The organism is Frigoribacterium sp. AC512 (assembly GCF_979258295.1).
This window is the reverse complement of record NZ_OZ409850.1, coordinates 1,145,158-1,159,290: the sequence shown is the minus strand read 5'-3', so window position 1 is coordinate 1,159,290 and position 14,133 is coordinate 1,145,158. Positions and strand designations below refer to the sequence as shown.

Annotated in this window: 14 protein-coding genes and 1 riboswitch; of the genes, 7 read left to right on the top strand and 7 right to left on the bottom strand. The window is 71.9% G+C overall.

All coding sequences use genetic code 11. The annotated features are described in order from the left end of the window. Positions 1 to 37: 37 nt before the first annotated feature. The 5 genes from ACZZ97_RS05265 to ACZZ97_RS05245 all read right to left on the bottom strand — a co-directional run bounded on the left by ACZZ97_RS05265 (position 38) and on the right by ACZZ97_RS05245 (position 4,116). A complete protein-coding gene (locus ACZZ97_RS05265; protein ID WP_463472482.1) occupies positions 38 to 970 on the bottom strand; it encodes an ABC transporter substrate-binding protein in 933 nt (310 codons plus the stop codon). Beyond that, a complete protein-coding gene (locus ACZZ97_RS05260) occupies positions 967 to 1,710 on the bottom strand; it encodes an ABC transporter permease (protein WP_463472481.1) in 744 nt (247 codons plus the stop codon). The genes ACZZ97_RS05265 and ACZZ97_RS05260 overlap by 4 nt, the downstream gene beginning before the upstream one ends. After that, positions 1,707 to 2,435 carry an ABC transporter permease gene (locus ACZZ97_RS05255; protein WP_463472480.1) on the bottom strand — a complete coding sequence of 243 codons (729 nt, stop codon included), beginning with the start codon at positions 2,433 to 2,435 and terminating at the stop codon, positions 1,707 to 1,709. The genes ACZZ97_RS05260 and ACZZ97_RS05255 overlap by 4 nt, the downstream gene beginning before the upstream one ends. Beyond that, positions 2,432 to 3,337: an ABC transporter ATP-binding protein gene (locus ACZZ97_RS05250; protein WP_314102208.1), complete on the bottom strand. Its 906-nt coding sequence runs from the start codon at positions 3,335 to 3,337 to the stop codon at positions 2,432 to 2,434. The genes ACZZ97_RS05255 and ACZZ97_RS05250 overlap by 4 nt, the downstream gene beginning before the upstream one ends. Positions 3,338 to 3,468: 131 nt before the next feature. Then, positions 3,469 to 4,116 carry a TetR/AcrR family transcriptional regulator gene (locus ACZZ97_RS05245; protein WP_314102207.1) on the bottom strand — a complete coding sequence of 216 codons (648 nt, stop codon included), beginning with the start codon at positions 4,114 to 4,116 and terminating at the stop codon, positions 3,469 to 3,471. A 150-nt stretch (positions 4,117 to 4,266) separates the two neighbouring features. Between ACZZ97_RS05245 and ACZZ97_RS05240 the strand changes: the two genes are divergently transcribed. From ACZZ97_RS05240 to ACZZ97_RS05210, 7 genes are all read left to right on the top strand, one after another. Continuing rightward, positions 4,267 to 4,989, top strand: a complete 723-nt coding sequence (locus ACZZ97_RS05240; RefSeq protein ID WP_463472479.1) for an SOS response-associated peptidase — start codon at positions 4,267 to 4,269, stop codon at positions 4,987 to 4,989. A 44-nt stretch (positions 4,990 to 5,033) separates the two neighbouring features. Further along, on the top strand, positions 5,034 to 6,086 hold the full coding sequence (locus tag ACZZ97_RS05235) for an App1 family protein (RefSeq protein WP_314102205.1): 1,053 nt from the start codon (positions 5,034 to 5,036) through the stop codon (positions 6,084 to 6,086). Between the two features lie 96 nt (positions 6,087 to 6,182). Then, positions 6,183 to 6,530 carry a helix-turn-helix domain-containing protein gene (locus ACZZ97_RS05230; RefSeq protein WP_463472478.1) on the top strand — a complete coding sequence of 116 codons (348 nt, stop codon included), beginning with the start codon at positions 6,183 to 6,185 and terminating at the stop codon, positions 6,528 to 6,530. After that, positions 6,527 to 7,807 carry a type II toxin-antitoxin system HipA family toxin gene (locus ACZZ97_RS05225; protein ID WP_314102203.1) on the top strand — a complete coding sequence of 427 codons (1,281 nt, stop codon included), beginning with the start codon at positions 6,527 to 6,529 and terminating at the stop codon, positions 7,805 to 7,807. The genes ACZZ97_RS05230 and ACZZ97_RS05225 overlap by 4 nt, the downstream gene beginning before the upstream one ends. Before the next feature lie 73 nt (positions 7,808 to 7,880). Then, the gene (locus ACZZ97_RS05220) at positions 7,881 to 8,207 is read left to right on the top strand and encodes a DUF6504 family protein (RefSeq protein WP_314102202.1); all 327 of its coding nucleotides are present in this window, start codon (positions 7,881 to 7,883) and stop codon (positions 8,205 to 8,207) included. Between the two features lie 55 nt (positions 8,208 to 8,262). Then, positions 8,263 to 8,401, top strand: a riboswitch (FMN riboswitch). 70 nt (positions 8,402 to 8,471) lie between these two features. After that, entirely contained in the window at positions 8,472 to 9,158 is a 687-nt protein-coding gene (gene pnuC / locus ACZZ97_RS05215) for a nicotinamide riboside transporter PnuC (RefSeq protein WP_192041851.1), read from the top strand. A gap of 98 nt (positions 9,159 to 9,256) precedes the next feature. Beyond that, complete coding sequence (locus ACZZ97_RS05210) at positions 9,257 to 11,068, top strand: glycoside hydrolase family 15 protein (protein ID WP_463472477.1); 1,812 nt, start codon at positions 9,257 to 9,259, stop codon at positions 11,066 to 11,068. A gap of 67 nt (positions 11,069 to 11,135) precedes the next feature. Here ACZZ97_RS05210 and ACZZ97_RS05205 read toward each other — a convergent pair whose 3' ends face one another. Both ACZZ97_RS05205 and ACZZ97_RS05200 read right to left on the bottom strand, forming a co-directional pair. Continuing rightward, positions 11,136 to 12,500 carry a glucose-6-phosphate dehydrogenase gene (locus tag ACZZ97_RS05205; RefSeq protein WP_314102199.1) on the bottom strand — a complete coding sequence of 455 codons (1,365 nt, stop codon included), beginning with the start codon at positions 12,498 to 12,500 and terminating at the stop codon, positions 11,136 to 11,138. Between the two features lie 180 nt (positions 12,501 to 12,680). Continuing rightward, positions 12,681 to 14,042: an aromatic acid exporter family protein gene (locus ACZZ97_RS05200; RefSeq protein ID WP_463472476.1), complete on the bottom strand. Its 1,362-nt coding sequence runs from the start codon at positions 14,040 to 14,042 to the stop codon at positions 12,681 to 12,683. Positions 14,043 to 14,133: the final 91 nt, after the last annotated feature.

Genomic DNA, 14,133 nt, shown 5'->3' with positions numbered 1-14,133 from the left:
GCACGTGCGTGCCGGCCCCTCCTCTGCTCATCGCTGGTCAGCCGACGAGCCCCTTGCTCTCGAGGAAGTCCTTGGCGATGGTGCCCTCGGACTCCTTGTCGGTCTGGCTCTTCGAGTTCATCTCCTGCAGGTCGGCCGAGGTCAGCGCCGCGTCGACCGCGTCGATGATGTCCTGGGCGCCCTGGTCGACCTTGTCCGAGACGATCGGCACCACGTTCTGCGGCAGGATCATGTTCTCGGGGTCGTCGAGGGTGACGAAGTCGTTCTCGACGATCAGCGGGCTGGCCGAGTAGAGGTCGGCGATCTGGACGCTGCCGTCCGACAGCGCCTTGGCCGTCAGCGGGCCGCCTCCGTCGTCGATCGGGGTCGAGGTGACGTCGACGCCGTAGATGCTCTTCAGGCCGGGAGGGCCGTAGGGACGGTCGACGTTCTCGGGCGGGGCGCCGAGGGCGATCGAGCCGGAGTAGTCCTTGAGGTCGGCCAGGCTCGTGATGCCGTTCTCCTCGGAGAACTCCTTCGTCACGTTGTAGCTGTCCTGGTCCGTCGCCTCGGCGGCGGCGAGGCTGGTGAGGCCGTCGGGCAGCGCGTCGGCGAGGGCCGACTCCACCTCCTCGGGCGTCTTGGCCGTCGTCTCCGCGTCGTAGAACTGCAGGAGGTTGCCCGAGTACTCGGGGAACACGTCGATGCTGCCGCTCTCGAGCTCGGGCAGGTACACCTCGCGCTGGCCGATGTCGTACTGACGGTCGACCGTGTAGCCGCCGTCCTCGAGCGCCTGGGCGTAGAGCTCGGCGATGATCTTGTTCGAGTAGTACTGCTGCGAACCGATCACTAGGGCGTCGGAGGACGACGCCGTGTCGTCGGAGCCGCTGCTGAGGGGGTCGCTCGACGAGCACCCTGCCAGGGCCACCACGGCCCCGATCGCGACTGCGCCGAGAACGGTGAGCCGGCCTTTCTTCGCTGTGTCGTTCACTGTGTTCCTTCTTCCTGGAGGGGTGTTGCGGTGCCCGGGGCGCGTCGGGCGACGCGCGCGCGGGAGTCGGTGGGGCGCCCTGCGGTGACGCCGGTCGGGACGACGAGGCGCTGGACGACGGAGAAGACGACCTCGAGGGCCACGGCGAGGGCGATCACGAGGATCGAGCCGGCCAGCATCGTGCCGTAGTCGTTGGCCCGCAGGCCCGTGATGATGTAGCTGCCGAGGCCGCCGGAGCCGACGATGGTCGCGAGCGTCGCCGTCGCGACGACCTGCAGCACGGCCGAGCGGATCCCGCCGATCAGCAGGGGCAGCCCGAGGGGCACCTCGACGCGCGTGACGATCTGCCACTCGGTCATGCCGACGGCGCGGGCGGCGTCGACCGTCGAGCGGTCGACGGCCTCGAACCCCGCGTAGGCACCGGCGAGCACCGAGGGGATCGCGAGGATGACGAACGAGATCATCGGGGCCGTGAGGCCGATGCCGACCCAGCCGGCGATGAGCGTGATGACGCCGAAGGTGGGCAGCGCCCGGGCTCCCCCCGAGACGGCGACCGCGATCGCACGCCCCCGACCCGTGTGGCCGATGGCGAAGCCGACGGGGATCGCGACGATCGACGCAAGAGCGACCGCCACGACCGAGTACCAGAGGTGCTCGCCGAGACGGGTGGGGATTCCGTTCGGGCCGGCCCAGCTGCTGCCGTCGCCGATGAACGCGAAGGCCTCCGTGAAGAAGTTCACGAGCGCACCGCCTCTCGGCGAGGCGACCGGGGCGAGGAGGCGTCGGTCTCGGAGGAGCGGGTCGACGACCGCCTCGAGGAGGCGCGGCGCGGCCTGCCGGGACGGCTCCACGGCATCAGCACGCGGCCGAGGAGCACGAGCAGCCCGTCGAGCACGAGCGCCATGACGATGGTGATCACGATTCCCGCGAGGATCTCCTCGGGGATGTCCCGCTGGAAGCCGTCGATGAAGAGCAGCCCGAGGCCGTTGACGCCCAGCACGCCGCCGACGGTGGCGAGGCTGACCGTGCTGACGACCACGACCCGGAGGCCGGCGAGCATGACGGGGCCCGCGAGGGGGAACTCGACGCGCCAGAAGCGCTGCCAGCTCGAGTAGCCCACGGCCGTCGCCGACTGGCGCACGTCGACCTCGACGGCGCCCAGGGCGTCGGCGACCGAGCGGACCATCAGTGCGACCCCGTAGAGCGTCAGCCCGATCACGATGTTGACGGGGCTGCGGAGTGACGTGCCGACGAGGGCGGGGAGGGCGACGAACAGGGGCAGCGACGGGATCGCGTAGAACAGGCCGGCGACCGTGAGGATGCCGCGGGACACGCGGTAGCGGTTCGCGAGCCAGCCGATCGGCAGCGAGATGACGAAGGCGAGGACGACCGGAGGCACGCTGAGGGCGAGGTGCACCAGCGTCTTGTCCCAGATGTAGTCGGCGTTCGACCAGATCCAGTTCACGACGCGTGCCCACCCTGCGCCGGGGCACCCGGAGCCTGGACGGCACCGGCCTCGCTCGGGGTCGCCGGTCTCGCGTGCGGCACGGTGGCGGGTTCCGTCAGCACACCGGTCGTGCGGCCCTCGTCGTCGACGACGACCTGGCCGGTGGCGGTCTGCTCGATGTGCAGCGCCCGCTTGCCCCGGTTCGAGCCGACGAAGTCGGCCACGAAGTCGCTGGCCGGATCGGAGAGGATCTCGGCGGGCGAGCCCTTCTGGGCGATCTTGCCGCCCTTCTCGAGGATGACGACCTGGTCGCCCAGCAGGAAGGCCTCGTCGATGTCGTGCGTGACGAACACGACCGTCTTGTCGAGCTCGCGCTGCAGCCGGACGAGCTCACGCTGCAGGTCGGCCCGGACGAGCGGGTCGACGGCGCCGAAGGGCTCGTCCATCAGGAGGATGTTCGGGTCGACGGCGAGGCCCCTGGCCACGCCCACTCGCTGCTGCTGGCCGCCGCTGAGCTGGCTCGGCCAGCGCTCGGCGAGCGAGCGGTCGAGGCCGACCGTGTCCATCAGGTCCAGGGCCCGGCTCCGCGCCTCCTTCTTGGAGACGCCCTTGAGCACGGGGACGGTCGCGATGTTGTCGACGACCCGGCGGTGCGGCAACAGCCCCGAGTTCTGCATCACGTAGCCGATGCTGCGGCGGAGGCCCACGGGCTCGAGGCCGCCGATCTCGTCGCCGTCGATCTCGATCGACCCGCTGGTCGGGTCGACCATCCGGTTGATCATGCGGAGGATGGTGGTCTTGCCGCAGCCGCTCGACCCGACGAAGACGGTGGTCTCGCGCGACGGGATGACGAGGCTGAAGTCGTCGACGGCGAGGGTGCCGTCGGGATACTGCTTGGTCACCGAGGTGAACTCGATCATGGGTGGCTCATTCCTCGTGGGCAGCACGAATCGACACTTGCCAGTCCCGACACTGAACCACACGACGACGGATGAGGGCCGTCACCGCCTCCTCTGTTTCGCAGAACGGACGGGGAAGGGCCAGCGACGAGTCAGGCGAGGGTGAGGTGCGCCTCGAGGTAGGACTTCGACACGCGACGGCACTCGTCCACGAAGCGCGCGTCGCCGTCGCCGCCGGCGAGGAACGCCCGCGCCAGGAGCGAGACGCCGATCTCGACCACGACCTGCACGGCGAGCTCGGAGTCGGCGTCGCGGACGACTCCGAAGCGCTGCTCGAACATCCCGAGCACGGCCTCGGCGAAGGAGCTGAGCGAGGAGGTGGCCTGCGGCGAGCCCGCGTCGGGAGCGTCGCTGAAGCGGATGGCCCGGAAGCCGGGCTCGTTCCGGTAGAGCTCGACCTTGGAGTCGATCACGATGTCGACGGCGCCGCGCCAGTCGGCCGCTCCGTCGGCGTCGAGGGTGTCGGCCACCCGGTTCGTCAGGCGCTGCACGCAGCGCAGGGCGAGGGCGTCCACGACCGCGATGCGGTCGGGGAAGTACCGGTAGACCGTGCCGATGGAGGCGCCGGCCCGCTCGGCGACCATCGCCGTCGTCAGGCGCTCGTAGCCGATCTCGTCGATGATCGCCGCGGCGGCGTCGAGGAGGCCGGTGAGCCGTGCGGAGCTGCGAGCCTGCACGGGCTCGTTCCTGAGCAGCGACGAACCCCCGGGCAGTGCGTCGTGGACGTCGGTGACGAGCAAGGGGTTCTCCTTCGTGCGGCGTCGCCGGGGCGACGTGGTGCGTGCGGTGCGGTGCTGGTGGGCGGTCAGTGACCGGCGGGTCAGGGCCCTGAGGGGGCGTCAGGGCGACCTCGTCGACCGATGTCGGTCGCAGCCGGGAGAATGGTGCGCATGTGCGGACGATTCGTGATGGCGCGTGCCTCGAGCGACCTGGTGCCCTTGTTCGACGTCGACGTCTCGGGCGACAGTCTCCCAGACCCTTCCTGGAACATCGCTCCGACCCGCCCGGTGACGGTGCTGATCGACGCGGCGCCCCGCGGGGACGACGCGGGCGGGCCTCCCGTGCGCCGCCTCGCCGCCGCTCGGTGGGGCCTGGTCCCGGCCGGCTCCGACGGTCCTGCCGGGCCCCCGGTGTTCAATGCACGGTCCGAGACGGCCGCAGAGAAGCCGATGTTCCGCGAGGCCCTGGCCTCGCGGCGGGCCCTCGTGCCGGCGACGGGCTGGTACGAGTGGCAGGCGCTTCCCGACGGGGGCAAGCGTCCCGTCGCCGTGCGGCTCCCCGACGACGAGGTGCTCCTGTTCGCCGCGCTGTACGAGTGGTGGCGCGACCCGGGCGCCGAGGTCGGGTCGCCGTCCCGGTGGCTGCTGTCCACGACCGTGCTGACCCGCGCCTCCTCGGGTCCGCTCGCGGCGGTCCACGACCGGATGCCCGTGCTCGTCGGCGCCGACGTCATGGACGACTGGCTCGACCCGGAGGCCGAGGGCGACGACGACCTGCTGCAGGGCGTCGCGGGGCTGTCCGACGAGATCGCCGCTCGGCTCGTCGTGCACGAGGTCTCCCCCGACGTCGGCTCGGTCGCGAACGACTCCCCCTCCTTGCTGCTGCGCGTGTGAGGCAGTGAGGGCGCACGGTCGGTCGACCGTGCGAGGATGACCGGATGCCCGACATCCGAAAGCAGGCCCCGGCCGCTGTCGAGCCCCTCCTGCACCGGGCGGCGCGCATCGAGAACTCCGTGCACCGGTTCCGCGAGAAGCGGGCGCGCAAGCGCGGCCTGCGTCCGACGATCGTGCCGTACACGGGCTACGGCTCGAGCGGGTGGGTCCGCGTCCTGTCGCGCGTGCTGCTCACGCGGACCGGCACCCTCGACGGCGCCGACCGCGCGAACGTCCGCGGCTGGCGCAGCTTCACGAGCGTGCCGGTCGAGCACGCGGTCGTCGAGGTGACCATCGGCGGACGGACGCAGACGGTGACCACCGACCGCGGAGGCGTCCTCGACGTACGGCTCGAGTCCGACCTCGCGCCGGGCTGGCACGTCGTGACGATCACGACCGAGGGCTCCCTCCCGGTGGAGGCGCCGGTCGCGGTGATCGACCCCGACGCACGGTTCGGCATCGTCTCGGACATCGACGACACGGTCATGGTGACGTCGCTCCCGAGGCCCCTGCTCGCGGCGTGGAACACCTTCGTCCTCAACGAGCACGCTCGGCGGCCGGTGCCCGGCATGGCCGTCCTGTACGAACGGCTGCACGCCTCGTCGGGAGGCTGCCCGGTCGTCTACCTGTCGACGGGCGCCTGGAACGTCGCCCCCACGCTCTCGCGGTTCCTGTCGCGGAACCTCTACCCCAGCGGGCCCCTGCTGCTCACGGACTGGGGTCCCACGCACGACCGCTTCTTTCGGAGCGGTCGACTCCACAAGCAGGGCTCGCTCGACCGGCTGGCGGAGGAGTTCCCCCGGGTGCGGTGGCTTCTCGTCGGCGACGACGGGCAGCACGACGAGGAGCTGTACGGCCGGTTCCTGCACGACCACCCCGAGAACGTGGCCGCGGTGGCCATCCGCGAGCTGTCGCCGAGCGAGGCCGTGCTGGCCGGAGGGCGGTCACGGTCGGAGCACGCGCAGGGCACCGATGTCGCCTGGGTGTCCGCGCCGGATGGCGCCGGCCTCTGGGACCAGCTGACGGAGGCCGGGGTCGTCGCCGCCCGGACGCCCTGAGCTGTCACGATGAGTTGCGGTCCTGCTATGACGGGAAATCCGGTTGTCAGGACGCGATATTGCTCTTATGATCGGAAATCCACGTACAGGAGGACCATGATGGATCAGCCCTTCCCTGACCCCTCCGCGCGGTCCACCGTCGAGTGGGAGGCCCGGATCGGCAGCCAGGTGCGGGCGTCGCGACTCGACGCCGGGCTCGACCAGATCTCGTTGGCGCGCCGGGCCGACCTCTCGACCAGCACCCTCCAGTCGCTCGAGAACGGCCGCGGGAGCACGCTCTCGACCCTGGTCCGCGTGCTGCGGGCCCTCGGCGCCGAGGACGCCCTCGACGCCCTGGCCCCGGCGAGCGCCGTGAGCCCCATCGACGTCCTCCGGTCGGCCGACCCGGCCCCGCGTCGTCGCGTGTACCGGCCACGGGCACCGCGCGGGAGCAGCGGGTCGTGAGCTGGGTGCCGGTCCAGGCGGTCGAGGTCACGGCCTGGGGCGAGCGGGTCGGCGCGGTCGCCCTCGACCCCGCGCTCGGTGCGTACGTGTTCGAGTACTACCCCGAGTGGGCGGCGCGAGGCGTCGAGCTCGCCCCGCTGACCATGCCGGTCCGTCGGCGCCGGCACGTGTTCCCGCAGCTGCCGGAGGCGACGTTCCACCGTCTCCCGGCGTTGCTGGCGGACGCGCTGCCCGACGACTTCGGGAACGCCGTGATCGACGCGTGGCTGGCGCGGCAGGGCGTCGGGCGCGGGGCGGCGACGCCGCTCGACCGGCTGGCGTACATGGCGGACCGGGCGATGGGCGCCCTCGAGTTCCGGCCGTCCCGGGGGCCGCGTCACCGGACCGCGAGCGCGGTCGAGCTGAGCGACCTGGTCGCGGGTGCGCGGAGCGTGCTCGACGCCGAGTTCTCGGACGACCGGGAGACCGAGTCGGCGGTCCGCTCCCTGATCCAGGTGGGGACGTCGGCAGGAGGGGCGCGGGCCAAGGCCGTGGTCGCGTGGGACCGCGAGACCGGCGAGGTCCGGTCCGGCCAGCTGCCGGCTCCCGAGGGGTTCGAGCACTGGCTGCTGAAGCTCGACGGCATGGGCGCCGACTCGGAGCTCGGGCAGGGCGACTCGTCGGGCAGGGTGGAGCTGGCGTACTCGGCGATGGCGGGGGCGGCCGGCATCGACATGGCCGAGTGCCGGCTGCTCGAGGAGGGCGACAGGGCCCACTTCATGACCCGGCGCTTCGACCGGCTGCCGTCGGGCAAGGCGCACACGGTGACCCTCTGCGGCACGGCGCACCTCGACTTCCGTCAGCGGCAGGTGCACGACTACGGGCAGCTGTTCGACGTGGCGACCCGCGTCGTCGGGCGGGAGGCGCTGCCGCAGGCGTTCCGGCGCATGGTGTTCAACGTGCTGGCGGCGAACAACGACGACCACACGAAGAACACGTCGTTCCTGCTCCGGTCGGCGACGTCGTCGTGGGAGCTGGCGCCCGCGTACGACGTGACGTTCGCGCACAACCCGACGGGCCGGTTCACGTACCAGCACCTGATGGGGGTCGACGGCGTGTGGCGCGACCCTGCCGAGGCGGACGTGATGCGCCTGGCCGACCGCCACCTCGTCCCCGGCGCCTCGGACATCGTGGCGGAGGTGCACGACGCGGTCGCCGGCTGGCGTGGCTTCGCTGACGAGGCAGGGGTGCCGGGAGGCGTCGCGCGGCACGTGCAGGAGAGCCTGCTGCCCTGGTGACGGGGACCCCTGGCCGATGTCGGGGGCCCGACCTACACTCGTGGTCGAACACACGTTCGAACGAGGAGGCGGCATGAAGGTCGACGAAGCGGTGCCGGTCGAGACGACCGAGGGCGGGGCGCCGTTGCGGTTCGTCTGGCGGGGGGTCGTGTACGGCGTGGTGAGCCCGCCAGAGCGGTGGGTCACCCGACGCGAGTGGTGGAGATCGGCGGCCAGGGCGCCCCGGGGTTCCGGGGAGGCGCTGCTCGAGCTGCCGGTCTGGCGGGTCGACGCGCTCCCGCTGACCGACGGGGCGCACCGGGTCGACGGCACCTTCGACCTCGCCTGCGACGGCACCGACGGCTCGTGGCTGCTGCTCGGCGTGTTCGACGACCGGGTCGAGCAGCAGCTGTTCGCGTGACGCCGCGAGACGTCCGCGACCCCCGGGAATGCCCGGGGTGCGAGACTCGTTCTCACGAGTGCTTCGGGGACGGTGTGATTCCGTACCGGCGGTGACAGCCCGCGACCCTCTCGACACCGAGAGGCTGATCCAGTGACAGCCCTGCGAGGGCCATTCTGGAGCCGACAGTAAAGTCTGGATGAGAGAAGCGAGCGTCGATCGCGCCTGTGGTCGCGCCTCCCCGATCCGACGACGCCCGGCGTCGTCACCGACGAGGAGGACACGATGACCCTGATCCGCTGGCTGTTCGACGCGCAGCTCGTGCTGGGCGACCAGACGATCCTGTGGCGCGAGGTGATCGGCAACGTCTTCGGGCTGCTGAGCGCCCTCGGCGGCATGCGCCGCAAGGTGTGGGCCTGGCCGGTCGGCATCGTGGGCAACGCCCTGCTGTTCACCGTGTTCCTCGGGGCCGTCTTCGACACCCCGAACCCGGTGAACCTCCTCGGCCAGGCAGGGCGCCAGGTGATGTTCATCGCGGTGTCGATCTGGGGCTGGTACCGCTGGAGCCGCTCCCGCGACGGAGGCGCGAGCTCCCCTGTCGAGCCTCGCTGGGCCGGCGCGAAGAACCGGGTCGTGCTCGTCGTGGCCCTGTTCGGCGGGACCGCCGTCCTCACCCCCGTCTTCAGCGCCCTGGGCTCGTACGAGCCCGTGTGGGCCGACGCCTGGATCTTCACGGGCTCGCTGCTCGCCACCTGGGGCATGGCCAAGGGCTGGGTCGAGTTCTGGCTGATCTGGGTCGCCGTCGACCTCGTGGGCACGCCCCTGCTCTTCAGCGCCGGCTACTACGCCTCGGGCCTCATGTACGTCTTCTACGGCGCCTTCACCCTGGTCGGCTTCTTCGTGTGGGCGCGCACCCGCCGCAGCAAGCCGCAGGTCGAGACCCTCTGGCCCGACCCGACGCTGCAGCGCTGAGCTGAACTGAGCCGGCGGGGCAGGGCGGGGCGGGGCTGCGCACCGGCCCGCCCGTCAGGGCCGGGCTGGATCCGAGCAACCGCTGGCAGGATGTGCCCATGCCCCTGGCCATCGAGAACTACGCGCTCATCGGCGATCTGCACACCGGCTGCCTCGTGGGCACCGACGGCAGCATCGACTGGCTCTGCCTGCCCCGCTTCGACTCGGCCTCGACCTTCGGCGCGCTGCTCGGCGACCATGACTCCGGCCGGTGGCTGGTCGCCCCCCGCGACGCCGACGCCACGTCGACCCGGCGCTACGTCGACGGGACCTTCGTGCTCGTCACGACCTGGACCACGCCCACCGGGGTCGTCGAGGTCACCGACCTGATGCCCTACGGCGACCGACGGGCCGACGTGGTCCGGCGCGTGACCGGCGTCTCCGGGACGGTCACGATGCACGTCGACCTCGCCATCCGCTTCGGCTACGGCACGGCCGTCCCCTGGGTGCGCCAGGTGCCCGAAGCCGACGGGACCGCCCTGGTCGCCACGGCGGGGCCGGACGCGGTAGTCGTCCGGGGCCCGCGCCTCACCGCCGCCGACCACACCCACGAGGCCGACTTCGACGTCGCGGCCGGCGAGACCGTCGACCACACCCTCACCTGGTACCCCTCGCACCGGGAGCCGCCCACCGCGATCGACGTGACGGCCCGGATCGACGAGACGGTCACGTGGTGGCAGCAGTGGGCGGCCCGGTGCACCGCTCCCCCCGTGTACGAACGGGAGGTGCACCGGTCGCTGCTCATCCTGCGCGCGCTCACGAACGAGGACACCGGCGGCATCGTGGCGGCCGCGACGACGAGCCTGCCCGAGCAGTTCGGCGGCTCACGGAACTGGGACTACCGCTACGTCTGGCTTCGCGACGCCTCCATGACCCTCCAGGCGCTCATCCTGCACGGCTACGCCGAGGAGGCCGACCGGTGGCGCGGCTGGCTGCTGCGGGCCATCGCCGGCGACCCCGCCGACGTGCAGATCATGTACGGCCTGGCCGGCGAGCGCTACCTGCACGAGAGCGAGCTCGGCCAGCTGCCCGGCTACGACGGCGCCTCCCCCGTCCGCATCGGCAACGCCGCCTACAAGCAGTACCAGGGCGACATCTTCGGCGAGGTGATGGTCGCCCTGCACGAGGCCCGGCTGCTCGGCGTCGAGGAGACCGAGTACTCCTGGCCGCTCCAGCGCGCCCTGGTGCAGTACGTCGAGGACAACTGGACCCGGCCGGACAACGGCATCTGGGAGATCCGGGGCGAGTTGCAGCACTTCACGCACTCGCGGGCGATGATCTGGGCGTCCCTCGACCGGGCGATCCAGGGCGTCGAGCAGTTCGGCCTCGACGGCCCCGTCGACCGGTGGCGGGCGCTCCGCGACGAGGTGCGCACCGAGATCGAGGCGAAGGGCTGGGACGCCGACCGCGGCACCTTCACGCAGTACTACGGCACGTCGGAGGTGGATGCGTCGCTGCTGCAGCTCGCCCAGGTCGGGTTCGTCGCCGCCGACGACCCGAGGATGCTCGGCACCGTCGCGGCGATCGAGGCGGACCTGCTGCACGACGGCCTGCTGCGGCGGTACCGCACCGAGAGCGGCGTGGACGGGCTGAGCGGCGCCGAGAACCCGTTCCTCACCTGCTCGTTCTGGCTGGCCGAGCAGTACGCGGCGTCCGGCCGCGTCGTCGACGCGGTGGCCTTGATGGACCGCCTCGTGGGCTACTGCAACGACGTCGGGATGCTGTCGGAGGAGATCGAGGTCGCGACCGGCAGGCACGTCGGGAACACGCCCCAGGCGCTCTCGCACCTCGCCCTCGTCCGTGCTGCCGATGCCATCGCGAAGGCGCAGCAGCAGGGCCCGTCCCAGGCCCGGGCCTCCTCCTCCGCCTGAGGCGGAGACGACGACGGCCGCCCTGCTCGAGGAGCGGGGCGGCCGTCGGCTGCAGGAGCGTCGAGGCTCAGGCGGGCCAGTCCGACGGGCCGGTCGAGCCGGCCGCGTAGGTGTCGAGCGGCACGTCGCCGGCCTTCCAGGCCTCGATCACCGGAGCGACGATCGCCCAGCAGCGCTCCGCGACGTCACCGCGGATCGACAGCGTCGGGTCGTCGTGGAAGATGCCGCTGAGGACCTCGCCGTAGGGGGTGAGCTCGGGCTTGCCCAGGGTGACCGACATCGTCGACTTCTCGAGGTCGAAGGGGTTGCCCGAGCCGTTGGTCGTGACGCCGAGCTCCATCGTCTCGGGGCTGATCTCGATGCGGAGCGTATCGGGCGTCGACGAGCCGTTGAGGCCCTCGGGGAGCGCGGGCACCGGCTTGAAGGTGATCAGCACCTCCTTGCGGATCTTCGTCATGCCCTTGCCCGAGCGGAGGATGAACGGAACGCCCGCCCAGCGACGGGTCTTGACCTCGAACTCGACCTCGGCGAGCGTCTCGGTCTGGCGCTCGACGTCGACGCCGTCCTCGTCGGCGTAGGCGGGCACGTCCTTGCCGTCGATGGTGCCGGCCGTGTACTGCGCGCGGCGGCTCGAGGCGATCGGGTCGGCGCCCTTGACCCACGTCGCGCGGAGCACTCGGGCGATCTCGCTGCGCAGCTCGACCGAGTCGATGCTCGACGGTGCGTCCATCGCGATGACGGCGAGCACCTGCAGCAGGTGGCTCTGGATCATGTCGATCAGCGCGCCGGCTTTGTCGTAGTACTGCGCGCGGCCCTCGAGGCCGAGGACCTCGTCGTAGAAGATCTCGACCTTCTCGATGTTCTCGCTGTTCCAGACCGGCTCGAAGAGGCGGTTGGCGAAGCGCAGGCCGATCATGTTGAGCACCGTGGCGCGACCGAGGAAGTGGTCGGTGCGGTGGATGCGCTCCTCCGGCACGATCTTGAGCAGCTCGGCGTTGAGCTCGCGGGCACTCGCCTCGTCGGAGCCGAAGGGCTTCTCGAGCGCGAGGCGGAGGCCGTCGGGCAGGTCGATCTCGGCGAGCGCCTGGATCACCTTGGTGCTGATGGCCGGGGGCAGCGCGAAGTACATGACGGGCGTGCCCTCGGACGCCTCGAAGAGCGCCTTCAGGTGCTCGACCGTGGTCGGGTCGCCCTGGATGTACTGGCTGGACGCCAGCGTCTTCTTGGCGAGGTCGCTTCCCGCGTCGCCGTTGAAGGCGGTCGTGACGACGTCGTCCCATTCTTCGGGGCTGCGCTCGCTGCGGCCGGTGCCGATCAGCTGCACGTCGACCCCGCGGTCGCTCTTCAGCAGGCTCGCGAGACCGGGGAGGAGGAGGCGCTCGGTCAGGTCCCCCGAGGCTCCGAGGATGATGAGGGTGGTGGTGTCTGTCACAGGTGCGGCTTCCGTGAGGGCGGCGACGGGTCGCCGCTCGGTGTGCGAGGGGTACGGGCTGCCGGGCCGGGGCGGGGTCGCGGCACGCCGTGGGCGCATCCGCGAGACCGGCGCAGGGCACGGCAGGGCGTTCGGCGACGATGCCTCCCCCACCGTACTGCGCCCGGGCGTCGGACGTCGTCAGCGTTCGCGGGCAGCGTCCCCCGCCTCGCCGTCGGCGGGCGGGTCGTCGGCGGGCTGGTCGTCTGCGGCCAGGCCGTCGGCGGCCGGGCCCTGCGCCTCCTGGCGTCGCTCGCTGTCGCGCGGCGCGGTGTCGCGTGGCGCCGTGGGGTCGTCGACGGGGCCGGTGCTCGTGGTGCCGCCGACCTCGGCGGCGGCGTCGTCGGCGTCGACGTCGCCGTCGCCGTCGAGGTCGCCGACCGCCTCGTCGTCGGGGCGGGGAGCCGTCGAGTCATCGGGGTCGAGCGCGGCGATGATCCGTCCGAGCGAGACGGCGACCGAGACGCCGCCGCTCGTGGCGACCGTCGGCAGCTCGCGGTGCGTGTCGATGGCCCGCCAGAGCTCCTCGACGTCGCGGCGGGCGGTGACGAAGGCGTCCCGGTCGTCGTCGCCGCGCCTCCTGATCACCTCTCCGACGCTGCGGACGGCACGGGCGACGACGGGAGCGAGGTCGTCGACGATGCCGATCTTGCGGCCGATCCGGCGGCCGAGGATGCCGGAGACCTCGGCGAGGTCCTGCAGGTGGAACCCCACCCGCTCGAAGACGACGAGGTCGGCGTACTCGGAGCCGAGATCGCGTCGGCGCAGCAGCCAGCGGGGGTTGAGGCGACGCGACTCGTCGGCGTACGCGACGCTGTCGCGGACGTGCCGCAGGGTGCTCGGCAGCACGGCCACGCGGCGCTCCCAGTCGTCGTCCTCGATCGGCCAGTCGGCCTCGAACACGCTGGCGACGTCGTCGGCACGGTCGGCGAGCGAGGCCTGCACGAGGCGGAGCCGCTGCTCGGCACGACCGGTGTAGAGCGGCGGCACCAGGAGGAGGTTGACGAGGACGCCGACGGCGACGCCCACGCCGATCTGCACGACGTAGCCGGTGGAGTAGTCCCCGGCGTTCGCTCCGCCGAGCAGCAGCACGAAGAGGCCGGCGGTCAGCACCCAGTCGCGGCCCGCGCCGAGCCAGCGGATCCCCGCGATCAGCGTGCCGAGCCCGACGACCAGCGCCACGGCGAGCACGCCTGGCTGCCCCTGCTGCAGGGCGAACACCGTCGTCGCGAGCAGCACGCCGATCACGAGGCCGAGGATCGTCTGCAGCCCCTGCTTGAGCGACGTCTTCACGGTCGGCCAGAGCGCCAGCACGGCCCCGAGCGGGGCGTAGTAGGGGTACTCGGCGGCCACGCCGGGCACGTGGGGCGCGATCCAGTAGGCGAGAGCCGCGGCGAGCGCCCCCTTCGCGGCCATGAGGAGGCGCGGCTGGGCCAGCAGGGTCCGCGTCCACCGGGAGGCGGTCCTGGCGGAGTCCCGGGCGGCGGCTCGTCGGTCTGGCATCTGACGATGATGACAGCAGGGCGCGGTCGCCGCCCGGGGTCGTCGTACCCACCGGGGCGACGTACACTCGTCGAACACACGTTCGAACCGA

Excerpts from the sequence above, each read along its gene's own strand:
- ACZZ97_RS05250 (WP_314102208.1), bottom strand. The coding sequence starts at position 3,337 with ATGATCGAGTTCACCTCGGTGACCAAGCAGTATCCCGACGGCACCCTC.
- ACZZ97_RS05240 (WP_463472479.1), top strand. The coding sequence starts at position 4,267 with ATGTGCGGACGATTCGTGATGGCGCGTGCCTCGAGCGACCTGGTGCCC.
- ACZZ97_RS05235 (WP_314102205.1), top strand. The coding sequence starts at position 5,034 with ATGCCCGACATCCGAAAGCAGGCCCCGGCCGCTGTCGAGCCCCTCCTG.
- ACZZ97_RS05230 (WP_463472478.1), top strand. The coding sequence starts at position 6,183 with ATGATGGATCAGCCCTTCCCTGACCCCTCCGCGCGGTCCACCGTCGAG.
- ACZZ97_RS05220 (WP_314102202.1), top strand. The coding sequence starts at position 7,881 with ATGAAGGTCGACGAAGCGGTGCCGGTCGAGACGACCGAGGGCGGGGCG.
- pnuC (WP_192041851.1), top strand. The coding sequence starts at position 8,472 with ATGACCCTGATCCGCTGGCTGTTCGACGCGCAGCTCGTGCTGGGCGAC.
- ACZZ97_RS05210 (WP_463472477.1), top strand. The coding sequence starts at position 9,257 with ATGCCCCTGGCCATCGAGAACTACGCGCTCATCGGCGATCTGCACACC.
- ACZZ97_RS05200 (WP_463472476.1), bottom strand. The coding sequence starts at position 14,042 with ATGCCAGACCGACGAGCCGCCGCCCGGGACTCCGCCAGGACCGCCTCC.